The organism is Arthrobacter bussei (genome assembly GCF_009377195.2).
In the GTDB taxonomy this organism is placed as follows: Bacteria; Actinomycetota; Actinomycetes; order Actinomycetales; family Micrococcaceae; genus Arthrobacter_D; species Arthrobacter_D bussei.
Map to the genome: position 1 here is coordinate 1 of NZ_VJXX01000019.1, position 393 is coordinate 393.

The window sequence follows — 393 nt, forward strand, 5'->3', positions numbered from 1 at the left end:
CGAGCCGACGAATCTCGACCAGGGCGGTCGGCACGCCGGCGGTGACGGAGTCGATGACGGCTTTCATCATCTGCTTTCCCTTCTTTCTGTCGGGTTCCCGGTACGCGGCGATGATTCGCTGGTAGATTCCCCAGGTGGCTTCGACCTCGAGGTGCTCCTCAGCCTTGAACACTGCATGCAGGCGTCTCTGCTGCTTATCGGTCAGCAGATTCGCGCCGGTATGCAGTGTCCGCCTGGCCCGGTAGAGCGGGTCCCCGGAACGACCACGGTGACCGGTGGTGGCTTGTTGGACGCGTTGCCTGCACCGGTCCAACCCATCCCCGGCCAGCCGAACCACGTGGAAGGGATCCATCACCGGGACCGCGCCGGGGAGCTCCTCCGTCGTGGCGGTCT

Annotated in this window: 1 protein-coding gene; it reads right to left on the reverse strand. The window is 65.1% G+C overall.

Features of this window, described 5'->3' with window-relative positions; genetic code table 11:
• Nucleotides 1-393: transposase (locus tag FNH21_RS16725; RefSeq protein WP_191932097.1), on the reverse strand; the 393-nt coding region annotated here is incomplete at both ends.